Origin of the sequence: Microbacterium atlanticum, assembly GCF_015277815.1 — a bacterium.
In the GTDB taxonomy this organism is placed as follows: Bacteria; Actinomycetota; Actinomycetes; order Actinomycetales; family Microbacteriaceae; genus Microbacterium; species Microbacterium atlanticum.
In genome coordinates this window covers 3,259,904-3,274,840 of the sequence record NZ_CP063813.1, presented here as the reverse complement: position 1 = coordinate 3,274,840, position 14,937 = coordinate 3,259,904, and the positions used below count along the sequence as shown (strand labels likewise).

The 14,937-nt window shown below is 72.2% G+C and carries 10 protein-coding genes; 2 read left to right on the top strand and 8 right to left on the bottom strand.

Going from position 1 to position 14,937, the window contains the following annotated elements; translation table 11 throughout:
- Nucleotides 1–45 precede the first annotated feature (45 nt).
- From IR212_RS15000 to IR212_RS14970, 7 genes are all read right to left on the bottom strand, one after another.
- Nucleotides 46–192, bottom strand: coding sequence for a hypothetical protein (locus tag IR212_RS15000; RefSeq protein ID WP_194396657.1), 147 nt, complete (start codon nucleotides 190–192; stop codon nucleotides 46–48).
- A gap of 58 nt (nucleotides 193–250) precedes the next feature.
- Complete coding sequence (locus IR212_RS14995; RefSeq protein WP_194396656.1) at nucleotides 251–1,240, bottom strand: serine hydrolase domain-containing protein; 990 nt, start codon at nucleotides 1,238–1,240, stop codon at nucleotides 251–253.
- A 112-nt stretch (nucleotides 1,241–1,352) separates the two neighbouring features.
- Nucleotides 1,353–2,777 carry a rhamnulokinase gene (locus tag IR212_RS14990; RefSeq protein WP_194396655.1) on the bottom strand — a complete coding sequence of 475 codons (1,425 nt, stop codon included), beginning with the start codon at nucleotides 2,775–2,777 and terminating at the stop codon, nucleotides 1,353–1,355.
- A 118-nt stretch (nucleotides 2,778–2,895) separates the two neighbouring features.
- Nucleotides 2,896–4,932 carry a bifunctional aldolase/short-chain dehydrogenase gene (locus tag IR212_RS14985; RefSeq protein WP_194396654.1) on the bottom strand — a complete coding sequence of 679 codons (2,037 nt, stop codon included), beginning with the start codon at nucleotides 4,930–4,932 and terminating at the stop codon, nucleotides 2,896–2,898.
- A 54-nt stretch (nucleotides 4,933–4,986) separates the two neighbouring features.
- Nucleotides 4,987–5,880 carry an alpha/beta hydrolase fold domain-containing protein gene (locus IR212_RS14980; protein WP_194396653.1) on the bottom strand — a complete coding sequence of 298 codons (894 nt, stop codon included), beginning with the start codon at nucleotides 5,878–5,880 and terminating at the stop codon, nucleotides 4,987–4,989.
- Between the two features lie 103 nt (nucleotides 5,881–5,983).
- Nucleotides 5,984–7,150, bottom strand: a complete 1,167-nt coding sequence (gene rhaI, locus IR212_RS14975) for an L-rhamnose isomerase (protein WP_194396652.1) — start codon at nucleotides 7,148–7,150, stop codon at nucleotides 5,984–5,986.
- Nucleotides 7,147–7,560, bottom strand: coding sequence for an L-rhamnose mutarotase (locus tag IR212_RS14970; RefSeq protein ID WP_194396651.1), 414 nt, complete (start codon nucleotides 7,558–7,560; stop codon nucleotides 7,147–7,149). The genes rhaI and IR212_RS14970 overlap by 4 nt, the downstream gene beginning before the upstream one ends.
- A 187-nt stretch (nucleotides 7,561–7,747) precedes the next feature.
- On the opposite strand from IR212_RS14970, the gene IR212_RS14965 reads away from it, so the two are divergent.
- A complete protein-coding gene (locus tag IR212_RS14965; RefSeq protein ID WP_194396650.1) occupies nucleotides 7,748–8,755 on the top strand; it encodes a LacI family DNA-binding transcriptional regulator in 1,008 nt (335 codons plus the stop codon).
- Nucleotides 8,756–8,858: 103 nt separating this feature from the next.
- Here the strand turns inward: IR212_RS14965 and IR212_RS14960 are convergent, their stop codons facing one another.
- Nucleotides 8,859–11,714 carry an FAD-binding and (Fe-S)-binding domain-containing protein gene (locus IR212_RS14960; protein WP_194396649.1) on the bottom strand — a complete coding sequence of 952 codons (2,856 nt, stop codon included), beginning with the start codon at nucleotides 11,712–11,714 and terminating at the stop codon, nucleotides 8,859–8,861.
- A gap of 62 nt (nucleotides 11,715–11,776) precedes the next feature.
- Here IR212_RS14960 and IR212_RS14955 point away from each other — a divergent pair, with 62 nt between their 5' ends.
- Entirely contained in the window at nucleotides 11,777–14,923 is a 3,147-nt protein-coding gene (locus IR212_RS14955; protein WP_228479358.1) for a glycoside hydrolase family 2 TIM barrel-domain containing protein, read from the top strand.
- The last annotated feature ends 14 nt before the right edge of the window (nucleotides 14,924–14,937 follow it).

Sequence of the window (14,937 nt, the reverse complement as noted above, 5' to 3'; positions counted from 1 at the left end):
TAGCGAAATAGTTGCGAAGCTACACCGGGTGTGCCGGTCCGGCGATCAGGCGGGAGGGCTGTCGGGGTCCAGCGTCTTCAGCGTGTCCTCCTCGACCGGGTTGTCGGCCTCCAGCTGGTCCTCGGTCGCCTGGTCGCCGCCCGTCGGGTCGTCCTGCTCGACGGGCTGATTCTCCGCGCGCTTGTCTGCCATGGCGTCCACGCTAAAGGCCGGGGAGCGCGCGGGACAGGGATTGACAGCGGCGCCTGCGTCAGACGCCGGTGATCACCGCGTTGTCGAGCTCATCGAGATCGACCCCGGGACGCTCGGCCTGGTTCGTCAACAGCACGTACGCGACTCCCGCCGAGGGATGCACCCAGAACTCGGTGCCCGCCCAGCCGCCGTGGCCGTAGACGTCTCGATCGATGAGGCCGGGGGCGCGCGTGCGCAGGTTCCACGTGAAGCCCCAGTCCTGCCCGCGCTCGGCCGGGTACGGCTCCAGGCGCGGGATGTCGCCGGTGAGGGGTCGCCGCATCATCGCCAGGGTCGCCGGCTGCACGATACCGTCCGTCTCGCCCCGTCCGATGCGCAGCAGCGCCGCGCCGAGCGCCAGCAGGTCGCCCGCCGTGCCGATGAACCCGGCGCCGGGGTTGCGGTGGCGCGCGAAGCCGCGCATGTCGAGGCCGAGCCGTGCGGCGTCGACCACGGGATGCGGGTCGGCGGCGGGGTCGAGCGTGAGCCCGTGTGCGCCGAGCGTCGCGGCCCACGCCGCGATGTCGGCATCCCACTCCCATCCCGCCGTGGCGCGGACGAGCTCGGCGATGCCGTCGAACGCCACCGTCGAGTAGCGCGAGGCGGTGCCCGCGGCGAAGTCGCGCCCCGGGGTGAGGAGCGCGGCGCGGAGACCCTCGGCGGGATCGAGACCCGGCTCGGGGATGCCGGAGGTGTGGCTCACGAGGTGCCCCAGCCGCACGACGTCGTCGCGCCCCGCGCCGAACTCGGGCAGGGCCGCCGACAGCGGCGTTCCGGTCGTGAGGAAGCCCCGCTCGACCGCCCGGGCGGCCGTCAGGCCGGTGAGCACCTTGGTGATCGAGAACAGCCAGTACGGGTCGTCGGTGCGCGCCGTGCGGCCGTCGGTGGCCCCGAACGCGTCGAGCGCCGCGACGCCGTCGGCGGTCGCGACGCCGAGCACCGCGGTGGGGAGCCGCCCGGCGCCGACGTGCCGCCTGGCCCAGTCGAAGGCCGCCGCGTATGCCGTCATGCTCCCTCTCCATGGTGCCGTCGCCGCCACCGGGTCGGTCGCGAGCGCACGCCGTGCCGCCCGGTGCACGACGAAGCCGCGACGACAGGCCGTGCCCTCGGCGCCGAGTCGTTCACTCGACAGGCCGCGGCTCGTAGCGGACGGGCGAGACGGATGCCGCGACCACCTGCCGCAGGTCCTCCAGGGTCGCATCGGGCCCGAACCAGCCGTGCGCGCGGGCCTGCACCAGCACATTCCCCAGCGCCGTCGCCTCGACGGGCCCTGCGAGCACCGGAAGCCCGGAGCGATCCGCGGTCGCCTGGCACAGGAGACGGTTGAGGGCGCCGCCGCCGACGATGTGGATGACGTCGACGGTGCGCCCGCTCAGCCGTGCGGCGGTGGCGACCGCGTCGGCGAAGGCCTGGGCGATGCTCTCGACGATCGAGCGCGCGAACGCCTGCCGCGTCGTCGGCACGGCGGCTCCCGACTCGGCGAGCACGGCGGCGATGCGCGCCGGCATGTCGCCGGGGGCCGACAGGCGCGGATCGTTCGCGTCGAACAGCGGGACGTCGCCGTCGACGGATGCCGCAGCCTCCAGCAAGCCCGGAAGGTCGATCCCGACGCCGTCCTCGGCCTCCCACGTGCGCACGGCCTCGCTCAGCAGCCACAGCCCTGTGACGTTGTGAAGAAAGCGCACGCGCCCGTCGACACCGCCCTCGTTGGTGAAGTTCGCCGCACGGGCGGCGTCGCTCACGACGGGGGCGTCCAGCTCCACACCGACGAGGCCCCACGTGCCGCACGAGATGTAGGCCGCGTCGGGGGTGCTCAGCGGCACGGCGACGACCGCCGAGGCGGTGTCGTGCGAGCCGACCGCGATGACCTCGAGCGGGGCGCCGATGCGCTGCCGCGCCTCGCCGTGCAGCGTGCCGATCACCGCGCCGGGCTCGACGAGCGGCGGGAGGACGGATGCCGGAATCCCGAGGCGCGCGGCGAGCTCGAGGTCCCACGCGCCGGTGCGGACGTCGACGAGCCCTGTGGTCGACGCGTTCGTGCGCTCGGCGACGCGCGCGCCGGTGAGGAGGAACGCGACGAGGTCGGGAATCAGCAGCGCGGCCTCGGCCTCGGTCAGCGCCGGCTCGACGGCGTACTGGTAGAGGGTGTTGAAGGGGAGGAACTGCAGGCCGTTGCGGCGGTACAGCTCGTGAAACGGCGCGCTGCGGTGCACGATGTCGACGCCACGCGCGGTGCGCTCGTCGCGGTAGTGGAACGGCTCGCCGAGCAGCTCGTCGCCGTGCACGAGCCCGTAGTCCACCGCCCATGAGTCGATGCCGATGCTCGCGATGCCGGGCTCGCGCCGGAACGCCTCGGCGAGCCCGTCCAGGATGCGGCGGTGCAGCCCCGTGAAGTCCCAGTGCAGTCCGCCGTCGAGGCCGGACACGGGCCCGTTGGGGAAGCGCGCGACCTGCTCGAGGCGCAGCATCCCGTCGTCCACGTATCCGAGCATGACGCGGCCGCTCGTCGCCCCGAGGTCGACCGCCGCAACGACGCCGCCGGTCACCGGCCGGCCTTCCGCTCCGAGCGCACGACCTGCCGTCGAGCGCACGGCGTCTGGCCGTCGCGAACCGGTGCGCTCGGCGCGAACCCGTGCGCTCGGTGACGCGCCTCCCGCACGGCGGTCATCGCAGGAAGGCGGCGGCGACGCCGGAGTCGACGGGAATGTGCAGGCCGGTCGTGCGGGAGAGCTCGGGGCCGGTGAGCACGTACACGGCGTCGGCGACGTTCTCGGGCACGACCTCGCGCTTGAGGATCGTGCGGTTGGCGTAGAACTGGCCGAGGTCCTCTTCCTTGACGCCGTACGTCGCGGCGCGGTTCGCGCCCCAGCCGGCGGCGAAGATGCCCGAGCCGCGCACGACCCCGTCGGGGTTGATGCCGTTCACGCGCACGCCGTGCTCGCCGAGCTCGACCGCGAGCAGGCGCACCTGGTGGGCCTGATCGGCCTTCGTCGCCGAGTACGCGATGTTGTTGGGGCCGGCGAAGACGGAGTTCTTCGACGAGATGTAGATCACGTCGCCGCCGAGCTTCTGCTCGATGAGGATCTTCGCGGCCGCCTTCGACACCAGGAACGAGCCCTTGGCCATGACGTCGTGCTGCAGGTCCCAGTCCTGCTCGGTGGTCTCGAGCAGGGGCTTGGACAGCGACAGCCCGGCGTTGTTGACGACGAGGTCGACGCCGCCGAACGCGAGAACCGCGGCGTCGAACGCGGCCTGGATCGCCTCGGCGTCGGCGACGTTCGCGGCCACGCCGATCGCGACATCCGTGTTTCCCAGCTCTGCCGCGGCGGCCCGGGCCTTCTCGAGGTCGAGGTCGGCGACGACGACGCAGGCACCCTCCGCGGCGAGGCGCGTCGCGATCGCCTTGCCGATTCCGGATGCCGCGCCCGTGACGAGCGCGACGCGACCCTGGTGCGTCTTGGGCTTGGGCATCCGCTGCAGCTTCGCCTCTTCGAGGGCCCAGTACTCGATGCGGAACTTCTCGGCGTCCGAGATCGGCGTGTAGGTCGACAGCGCCTCGGCGCCGCGCATCACGTTGATCGCGTTGACGTAGAACTCGCCGGCGACGCGAGCGGTCTGCTTGTTCGCGCCGTAAGAGAACATGCCCACGCCCGGGATCAGCACGATCAGCGGGTCCGCGCCGCGGATCGCGGGCGAGTCGGCGGTGGCGTGCGCGTCGTAGTACGCCTGATAGTCGGCGCGGTACTCCTGGTGCAGCTCGTGCAGGCGGGCGATGGACTCCTCGACGCTCGCGGCCGCCGGCAGGTCGAGGATCAGCGGCTTGACCTTGGTGCGCAGGAAGTGGTCGGGGCAGCTGGTGCCGAGGGCGGCGAGCTGGGGGGCGCGCTCCGAGGCGAGGAAGTCCAGCACGACGTCGGAGTCGGTGAAGTGGCCGACCATCGGCTTGTCGGTCGAGGCGAGCCCTCGGATGGTCGGGGCGAGGGCGGCGGCCTTCGCGCGGCGCTGGGTCTCGGGGAGCGCCTCGAAGCCCGGCCGAACTCCACCGAACGCGTCGGCCTTGCCGTGGATCTCGATGTACTCGGCGGCGCGGGCGATGATCTCCGTGGAGTTCTGCTCGGCCTCCTCCGACGTCTCGCCCCACGCCGTGATGCCGTGACCGCCGAGGATGCACCCGATCGCCTGCGGGTTCTGCTCCTTGATCGCCGCGATGTCCAGGCCCAGCTGAAAGCCGGGCCGGCGCCAGGGCACCCACACCACCTTCTCGCCGAAGATCTTCGCGGTGAGCTGCTCGCCGTCGGCGGCGGTGGCGATCGCGATGCCGGAGTCGGGGTGCAGATGGTCCACGTGCGCGGCGTCGACGAGGCCGTGCATCGCCGTGTCGATCGACGGCGCGGCGCCGCCCTTGCCGTGCAGGCAGTAGTCGAACGCGGCGACCATCTCGTCTTCGCGATCGACGCCCGGGTAGACGCCGACCAGGGCGCGCAGCCGGTCCAGGCGCAGCACCGCGAGGCCCGACTCGGTCAGCGTGCCCAGGTCGCCGCCGGAGCCCTTGACCCACAGCAGCTCGACGGGCTCGCCGGTGACCGGGTCGGTCTCGGTGCCCTTGGCCGACGTGTTGCCGCCGGCGTAGTTGGTGTTCTTCGGGTCGGCGCCGAGGCGGTTCGACCGGGCGATCAGCTCGGCCGCTGTCGGGTTCGTCATGTTGCGTTCCTTTGCGGTTCGGTCGGCGAGTCGCCAAGACACGCCGGCTGCGGGTCAGGCGACCGGCGTGTCCTGGCGAGTCGCGGAGGGGGCGTGCGCGATGGGCGGGGTGAGGCTCGAGAGCCCCGCGAGGCGGGCGGCGAAGCGGTCCAGGGTGACGGATGCCGCCGCCTCATGCGGTCGGTTGAGGTGGCCGTGCTGCGTGCCGGCCTCGGTGACGACGTCGACCGGGCGTCTCGCGGCGCGCAGCGACGCCGCGAACACCTCGCCCGAGAGGCGGAGCTCGTCGACGTCGCCGTTGACGATGAAGGTCGGTGGGAACTCCGCGAGGTCGACCGGGCGGGCCAGGCCCGGGATCGCGCCCACCGGTGCCGCGTCGACCGGTCCGCCGAGGTAGTTCTCGTACATCCCCCGCACGGCCTCCGGTCCGAAGGTGTCGGCGTCGGGCTGGGCGTCGAGGGCGGCGCGCAGTGCGGCATCCGGTGCCGGCTGCACCGCCAGCAGCGTCGGATAGGCGAGCAGCACCAGGGCGGGCAGCGCCTCCGCACGCCGCTCGATGAGGCGCAGCGTCGCCCCGGCAGCGAGGTTCCCCCCGGCGCTGGTGCCGCCGATCGCGAGGCGATCGAGCGCGATCCGCAGCCGGCCGGCGTTCGCCACCACCCACGACCACGCCGCGAGCATGTCGTCGGAGGCTGCGGGGTAGTGGTGCCCGGCGCGCGGGGTGGCGGCATCCGTCCACTCCGCCGGCACGGGCGCGAGGCGGTAGTCGACCGACACGACGGTGGTGCCGCGTGCGGCGAGACTGCTCGCCACCCAGTCCGACTCGGGCATGTCGAGGTCGCCGAAGGCGAAGCCGCCGCCGTGCGCCCACACCAGGCCGGTGCCGTTCGGCTCGCGAGCGGGGTACACGCGCACGAGTCCGTCGGCGGCGGAGTAGGGGTCGCTCATCTGGATCCTTCGGGAGTCGTGGTCCGGCGGCGGTGCCGGGATCAGGGTGTGCACCGGGGACGCGGGGATCGGCATCCCGCGCCCCCGGTGGGTCTGGTGGTCGTCAGGCGCCCCAGCCGGCCTGCGTGCCGCCGACGCGGTCGGCGGCGATCTGCTGCTGGTAGCCGGATGCCGCATACGCGGCCATCGGGTCGGCCGCGAGGCCCCGCGACTCGCGCCACTCGGCGAGGGCGGGACGCACGTCGGTGTAGAACGCGTCCATGAGGACGGCATTGGCGCCGAGCACGTCGTTCTGCTGCTGCGCCGTCGCGAGTGCGTCGCGGTCGACGAGGAGGGCGCGGGCCGTCATCTCCTGGACGTTCAGCACCGAGCGGATCTGGCCGGGGATCTTGTCCTCGACGTTGTGACACTGGTCCAGCATGAACGCGACCTCGGGGTTGTTCAGGCCGCCCCCGCGCACCACCTCGAAGATGATGCGGAACAGCTGGAACGGATCGGCGGCGCCCACGATGAGGTCGTCGTCGGCGTAGAACCGCGAGTTGAAGTCGAACGAGCCGAGCTTGCCCAGGCGCAGCAGCTGCATCACGATGAACTCGATGTTCGTGCCGGGCGCGTGGTGGCCGGTGTCGAGGCACACCATCGCGCGGTCGCCGAGCGCGGCGACCTGCGCGTATGACGTGCCCCAGTCCGGAACGTCGGTGTGATAGAACGCCGGCTCGAAGAACTTGTACTCCAGCACGAGGCGCTGCTCGTCGCCCAGACGCGCGTAGATCTGCTGCAGCGAGTCCGCGAGGCGATCCTGACGCGCGCGCAGGTCGGCCTGGCCGGGGTAGTTCGACCCCTCGGCGAGCCAGATCTTCAGGTCGCGCGAGCCGGTGGCGTCCATGATGTCGATGCACTCGAGGTGGTGATCAATCGCCTTCCGGCGGATGCGGTCGTCGTGGTGGGTGAGCGCCCCGAACTTGTAGTCCTCGTCCTGGAACGTGTTCGAGTTGATGGTGCCGAGGCTCACCCCGAGGTCCTCGGCGTGGCGGCGCAGGTCGGCGTAGTCGTCGACCTTGTCCCACGGGATGTGCAGGGCCACGCTCGGCGCGAGCTTCGTGTAGGCGTGGACCTGCGCGGCATCCGCGATCTTCTCGTACGGGTCCCGAGGCGTGCCGGGCGTCGTGAACACGCGGAAGCGCGTGCCGGAGTTGCCGAACGCCCAGCTGGGCAGCTCGATGCCCTGGCCTTCGAGCTGGGTGAGGATGTCTGGGGACAGCGTCGTCATGATGCGGTGCCTTCTTCGTCGGCGGGGTCCGTCTGGGGCTGCTCGGTCGCCGCACCCCGGGCGGCGGCGAGCTGGTCGTGCAGGTTGAAGATCTCGGTGAGGGGTGTCGCCGCCTGGTCGGGCCGGCCGTCGAGCCCGACGAAGAAGCGGCCCATCTCGGCTTCCCAGAGCGCGGCGACCTCGGACTGCGCCAGGTAGGCCTGCGCCGCCTCGTCGTCGTCGGTCTCGTAGTAGCCGATGAGGCGGCCGCCGTCGCCGAGGAACAGCGAATAGTTGCGTCGGCCGGCGGCCGCGATCTCCTCGAGCATCTCGGGCCACACCGGCGCGTGCCGGGCGAGGTACTCGTCCAGCAGCTCCGGCCGCACCTGCAGCAGGAAGCACACGCGCTTCGTCGCGGTCGGGCTGGGCATGGGGGCTGGCTCCTTCGGATGCAGACGGTCGCGGTCCCCGGCTTGCGGGGCTCGCGCGCCTCCGGCGATGAATCGTTTCAACGATCGTAGACCATGTGGAAGGCGTTCGCAACGGACAGCGTTTACCATCCCCGCTGGCCGACGATACTCCGAAGCAGGTAGCGTTTCGGCCGAGGAGGTTCGTTCGATGGTGGTGAGCGTGCGCGACGTCGCGGCGGCGGCATCCGTCTCCGTCGGCACCGTCTCGAACGTGCTGAACCGGCCGGAGAAGGTGGCGCCGGCGACAGTCGAGCGCGTCACGCAGGCGATCGAGGAGCTCGGGTTCGTGCGCAACGATGCGGCGCGCCAGCTGCGCGCCGGTCGCAGCCGCAGCATCGCGCTGATCGTGCTCGACGCGGGCAACCCGTTCTTCGCGGAGGTCGCCCGCGGCGCCGAGGACCGGGCCGCGGAGTCCGGCATGAGCGTGCTGCTGGGCAACAGCGACGAGCGCGCCGACCGCGAGGATGCCTACCTCGAGCTGTTCCGCGAGCAGCGGGTCAACGGGGTGCTGGTCACCCCGGTCGACGGCCATCCGAGCCGCCTGGACCGGCTGCGCACCGCAGGGGTGCCGGTGGTGCTCGTCGACCACGAGGACGCCGAGCGCGGGTTCGCGTCGGTGTCGGTGGACGACGTGGAGGGCGGCTACCTCGCGGTGTCCCATCTGCTCTCGCTGGGCCGCCGTCGCATCGCCTACGTCGCCGGTCCGACGACGATCCGCCAAGTCGCCGACCGCCTCGACGGTGCGCGCCGGGCGATCGCCGAGGCGGACGACGCGACGCTCGAGGTCGTCGAGATGTCGGCGCTGACCGTGCTGCAGGGGCGAGAGGCCGGAGAGCTGCTGCGCGCGCGGCCGGCAGACGAGCGGCCCGACGCCGTGTTCGCCGCGAACGACCTCCTCGCCGTCGGCGCGCTGCAGGCCTTCACGCTGATGGCCGACCTGCAGGTGCCCCGCGACATCGCGCTCATCGGCTACGACGACATCGACTTCGCGTCGGCCACCGTCGTGCCGCTGAGCTCGATCCGGCAGCCCGCCCACCTGATCGGGTACACCGCGGTGGATCTACTGCTGAAGGAGCAGGAGGACCCGGGCGGCGCGCACGACCGCCGCGTGCGGTTCCAGCCCGAGCTCGTGGTCAGGGAGTCGACCGCCGGCTGACGACCGGGGGGCTTGAGAAACCGCGATCCGGTCGAGAAACCGCCGATCCGGTGGTTTCTCAACCTCCGCGTGATTTGTCGACCTCCGTGCGGCTCGGCACGCGTCAGCGCGAGGCTGGGCGGGTAGCCTCCTCGAGCAGCTCGAGCACGTGCCGGTAGTCCGATCCGGTGGCCCGCGTCAGGCCCAGCTCGCACGTGCGGTTGCACGACGCATGCGCGTCGGCGCCGAGGGCGCGCACCTCGGCGGCCTCGGCGGCGGTGGCCGACGCGGTGAGCTCGGGGTGCAGCATCCCGCGGTCGCCGGCGAACCCGCAGCACCCCCACGCGTCGGGCACCACGACCTCGGCGGCGACGGCTTCCGCCACTCTCCGCAGCGACGGGTCGAGGCCGAGCTGCGCCGAGGAGCAGGTCGGGTGAAGCGCCAGCGTCCCGACCCGCGGCGTCACCGGGCCCAGGCGCGGGAGCAGCACGCGATCGGTGAACGACACGGCGTCCTCGACCCCGACTGCGACGCCGGCGTCGGCGAGCAGGCGGACGAAGCCTTCGGTGCAGCTGGAAGCATCCGTCACGATGGTGAGCTCGTCGGACCGGGAGGCCTTCCCGAGCTCGGCGACCACGCGCTGCGCGATCACTTCGCGCCCGCCCGCATATCCCTTGGAGGTCCAGGGAGTGCTGCAGCACAGCGCGTCCACCCGCTCGGGCACCGCAAGCCGCACGCCGGCGCGTTCCGCCAGGCGACGGAATGCCTCGGTGACGCCGATGCCGTCCGCGGCCGGCCCGAACATGGTGTTGACGCAGGCCGGGAGGAAGACCCCGACCGTGGCCGCGTCCTGCGCGCCGATCGACGATCCCAGCCGCGAGCGGCGCGGGCCGCCGGGCGGCAGGTCGTCGGTGTACCGCGGGACGGCGTCGGCGCCCAGCACCGCGCGCCCGACGTCGGTGGCCGCGGTGACCAATCCGCCCGGGAGCTTGTCGGCGAGGGTCAGGCCCGTGCTCGCTGCGCGGGTGGCGGCGCCCCAGGAGCGGGCAGCGCCCGACCATGCCCCGCTCGCGACGCGCCCGGCTTCCTCCCGCCGCAGCCGCTTGACGAGCGACCCCGTATCGATGAGAACGGGGCAGGCTGTCTGGCACATGCCGTCCACGGCGCAGGTGTCGACGCCCGCGTAGTCGAAGTCGCGTTCCAGCTCGCGCATGAGGGCGTCGTCGCCGGATGCCTCGGCCCGGGCGATCGCCCGCCGCGTGACGATCCGCTGGCGCGGGGTGAGCGTCAGGTCCTTGCTCGGGCACACCGGCTCGCAGTAGCCGCACTCGACGCAGCGATCGGCCTCGGGCTCGATCGGGTCGGCCAGCTTGATGTTCTTCAGGTGCGCGTCGGGATCGTCGTCGATGATGACACCCGGGTTGAGGATGCCGGCCGGGTCGCACAGTCGCTTCAGCTCACGCATGACCTCGTAGAGCTCGTCGCCGTACTGCCGCCGCACATACGGCGCCATCACACGCCCGGTGCCGTGCTCGGCCTTGAGGTTGCCGCCGGCCCCGAGCACGAGATCGACCATGTCCTCGGTGAAGGCGGTGTAGCGCGACAGCTGCTCGGCCGACTCGAAGCGGTCGGTGAGGAGGAAGTGGATGTTGCCGTCCTTCGCGTGGCCGAAGATGACGCTGTCGCGGTACTCGTAGCGGTCGAAGAGCGTCTGGAGGCTCTCGCATGCGGCGGCGAGGCGCTCGACGGGCACCACCACGTCCTCCAGGAGCGCCGTGGTCCCGCTCGGGCGGGCGCCCGCCACCGACGCGTACAGGCCCTTGCGGAGCTTCCACGCGGCTGCGCGCTCCGCGGCGTCGGACGAGAAGACGGCGGCGGCCTCCAGCGGCTCGGTTGCGAGCGCCCGCCCGCCGCGGGCGACGAGGTCGGCGAGCTCCTCGCCGTCGTCTGCCTGGTACTCGATCAGCAGCGCGGCCTGGTCGCAGACGGAGAGCCCCTGGATCTGCCGGGGGGCGCCCGCGAGCGACTGGCCCACGCGCAGGGAAGTGGCATCCATCAACTCGAGGGTCACGGCCCCGGTCGCGACCAGGTCGGGGAGGGCGCGCGTGGCCGCTTCGAGGTTGGGGAACACGGTCAGGGCCGTCGCGATCTGCGGGCGCAGCGGCACCGTGCGGTAGGTCGCCTCGGCGACGAACGCGAGCGTCCCCTCGCTGCCCACGAGGAGGTGGGCGAGTAGCTCCGCGGGGGTGTGGAAGTCGAGGAAGGCATTGACGCCGTAGCCCATCGTGTTCTTCACCGCGAACTGCCTGCGGATGATTTCCACCGAGCGGGGGTTCGACACGACGCGCTCCCGCAGCCGGAGCAGCCGGTCGACGAGCGCGGGCTCCGCCGCGCGCAGCGCGGCGTCGGCGTCGGGGGCGCCGGAGTCGACCACGGTGCCCGACGGCAGGACGAAGACGAGGGACTCGAGGGTGCGGTAGCTGTTCTCGGTGACGCCGCACGCCATGCCGCTGGAGTTGTTGTTGACGACCCCGCCGATCGTGCACGCCAGCTCACTGGCCGGGTCGGGGCCGAGCCGGTGACCGTGGCGGGCGAGACGGGCGTTGACCTGCCGCACCGTCGCGCCCGGCTGTACCCGCACGCGGCGGCCGTCGTCGAGCACGTCGATGCGGCGGAAGCGCTGTCGCACATCGACCATCAGCCCGTCGGTCGACGCCTGTCCCGAGAGGCTCGTGCCGCCGGAGCGGAAGGTGAGCTTCGAGCCGCTCGCGCTCGCCGCGCGCATGACGGCTCCCACCTCGGCGGCGTCGGCGGCGATGAGGACCGCCCGCGGCGTCAGGAGGAAGTGCGAGGCGTCGCTCGCGTAGGCAACCCGGTCGATGGCGCGATCACGGATGCGTGAGGCATCCGTCACGGCGCGTCTGACGGCGTCGGGCACGTGCGCGCGCGGAAGCGTCGACGGGGCCGCCGTCCTTGCCATGGGAACTCCTCGCTGGACTAGACTGCAATCACATTCATAAGAGAATGGATATGCACCCACTGATGCACATGCAGACTAGCGGATCTTCGACGGCCGTCTCCAGCCGCAGCGACGCGGCGAACGGTGCCGACGTCGGGGAGCGGTACTGGGAAAGCACGGCACCCGGGTCGGGCAGGCGCGCGCCCCGCGCCGATGCCCAGACCGACGCGAGGGTGCTCCGCCTGAACGGGACGTGGCGCTTCCGGCTCTCGCCGACGGCGCACGGCACCGGCGACGCGTTCCTCGAACCGGACTTCGACGACTCCGCGTGGGACGCGATGCCGGTCCCCTCCCACTGGGTGCTCGAGGAGTTCACCCCGCTCGCGGGCGGGCCGGCTCGGCGCATGATCGGCACGGAGGAGGGGCCGCTCTACACGAACACCGCCTACCCGATCCCGCTGGACCCGCCCCGCGTGCCCACCGAGAACCCGACCGGGGACTACCGCCTCGCATTCGACGTCCCCGCGCACTTCGGGCGTGCGGTGCTGCGGTTCCAGGGAGTCGACTCCTGCGCGAAAGTGTGGCTCAACGGCCGCGAGCTGGGCTGGTCCAGCGGCAGCCGCCTGCCGTTCGAGTTCGACGCGCCGGCGTGTGAGGGTCGCAACGTGCTGTGCGTGCGCGTGCACCGCTGGTCCGCGGGAACGTATCTCGAGGACCAGGACATGTGGTGGCTCCCGGGCATCTTCCGCGACGTCGAGCTGCTCTCCCGGCCGGACGACGGGATCGATGATCATTTCGTGCACGCCGACTACGACGCGTCGACGGGACTCGGCACGCTGCGGGTGGATGCCGGCACCCCGGCGACGGTCGAGATCCCCGAGCTCGGCATCCGCATGACCGCCGGTGAGACCGCGATCGAGCCCGTCGAGCCGTGGAGCGCCGACCGGCCCCGGTTGTACCGGGGGACGCTCCGCTCGCCGGGGGAGACGGTGGAGCTCGCCGTCGGCTTCCGGCGCATCGACATCGTCGACGGGATCCTCCGCGCAAACGGGCGTCCGTTGACCTTCCGCGGCGTGAACCGGCACGAGCACCACCCCGACTCCGGTCGCGCCCTCGACCACGACACGATGGTCCGCGACATCGTGATGATGAAGCGGGCGAACATCGACGCGGTGCGGACCAGTCACTACCCGCCCCATCCCGAGTTCCTCCGCCTCTGCGACGAGTACGGGCTCTGGGTGGTCGTCGAGGTCGACCTCGAGACGCACGGCTTCATCTACGAGGGATGGGCTCACAACCCGCCGGCGCTGCCGGAGTGGCGCGACGCCGTCATGGACCGCCTCCGGCGGACGGTGGAGCGCGACAAGAACCGTCCGAGCGTCGTGGTGTGGTCGCTGGCGAACGAGAGCATGACGGGTGAGGGTTTCGCCGAGATGCGGCGCTGGCTGCACGAACGCGATCCGTCGCGACCCGTGCTCTACGAACGCGACCCGAGCTACCGCGACTCGGACTTCTACTCGCTCATGTATCCGTCGCTCGAGCTCCTCGAGCAGATCGGGCGGCGCGCGGAGCCGCGCGGCGGGCGGCTCGGAATGCACGGCATGGTGATGGGGGAGCAGGGGGCGGAGAGCCCCCTCCCCGACGGGGTCACCGAGGCGGACGAGGAGCGCCGCCGCACCCTGCCGTTCCTCCTCGTCGAGTACGCCCACGCGATGGGGAACGGCCCGGGGTCGCTGCAGGACTACTGGCGCATCATCCGCGCGCACGACCGCCTCTGCGGCGCCTTCGTGTGGGAGTGGATCGATCACGGGTTCCACGCGACGACCGACGACGGGATCCCGTTCGTCATGCACGGCGACGACGTGGACTACGAACCGCGCGGGGGCCGCTTCGGCCTGCACGGCCTGGTGTTCAGCGACCGGACCCCGACGCCGGGACTCGTCGAGCTGTGCAAGGCCCATGAGCCGGTCGAGATCCGGGTCGCAGAAGCGTCGGTCGCCATCGCCAACCGTCGTCATGCGGCCGACACGTCCGACCTCGTGTTCCGCTGGACCATCGAAGCCGGCGGCGCGATGGCGGCGACCGGCGTACTGCACGTCCCGCCGGTGGCAGCCGGCGAGGCGGTCGAGCTCGCGCTGCCGGATGCCGCCCTCCGCGCCCTTCGCCCGGGCGAGGGATCGGAGGATGCGGTGGACGCGGCATCCGTCGCCGATGCCGTGCTGACGCTCGAGGCGGCGCTCGCCGCGGACGAATCCTGGGCACCGGCCGGGCACGTCCTGGCGTGGGGGCAGCACGTCGTTCCGCGCCCTGCCGTGCCCGACGCGCCGCGATCCGCGCGCGGCCCGGGTGCGACGTCGCGCCGAAGCGCTGCGCCGACCGCGCACCGCCGGGACGACGGCTCGATCGTGCTGGGTCCCGCCGTGTTCGACGGGTCGACCGGACGACTCGTGCGGCTCGGCGACCTCGAGATCGACGGGCCGGTGCTCGACCTGCATCGCGCGCCCACCGAGAACGACCACGGCCAGGGGGAGTTGAACAACCTGGCGGCGGTCTGGCGCAAGACGCAGCTGCACCGGCTGCTGCACCGCGTGGACGAGGTCGCCGTCCTCGACGGCGTGCTGCGGCTGTCGGGGCGTACGGCGCCCCGAACCCACCCTCACGCGGTCGAGTGGGCCATGGCCTGGTCGGCGGACGGCGACGAGCTGGTGCTCGACGTCGCCGTCGACTTCGTGGGCCCGTGGACCGACACCCCCTACCTGCACCGCGACATCCCGGTGCCGAGGCTCGGACTCCTCTTCGGCCTCCCCGGCAGGACCGAGGACGTGACGTGGTTCGGGCGGGGGCCGGGGGAGACGTACATCGACTCGTACGAGGGCTCGCGCGTCGGCCGGTTCTCCCGGACCGTCGACGAGCTGCAGGTTGCGTACCCGGTGCCGCAGGAGAACGGGAACCACGTGCAGACCCGCTGGCTGGAGATCGGCGGCCATCGGATGCCGTCGCTCCTGGTGACCGGGAGGCCCGAGTTCGGCTTCACGGCGCGCCGGTGGACCTCGCACGCGCTCGACGAGGCCGCCAAGCCGCACCAGCTGGTGGACTCAGGACGCGTGTGGCTCAACATCGACCACGCGCAGCAGGGTCTCGGGTCGGCCTCGGTGGGTCCGGCGCTCCCCGAGCGCTACCGCATCCCACGCGAGCGAACGGCGTGGAGTGTGGGGATGCATGCACGTTGAGCGGGACGGGACGG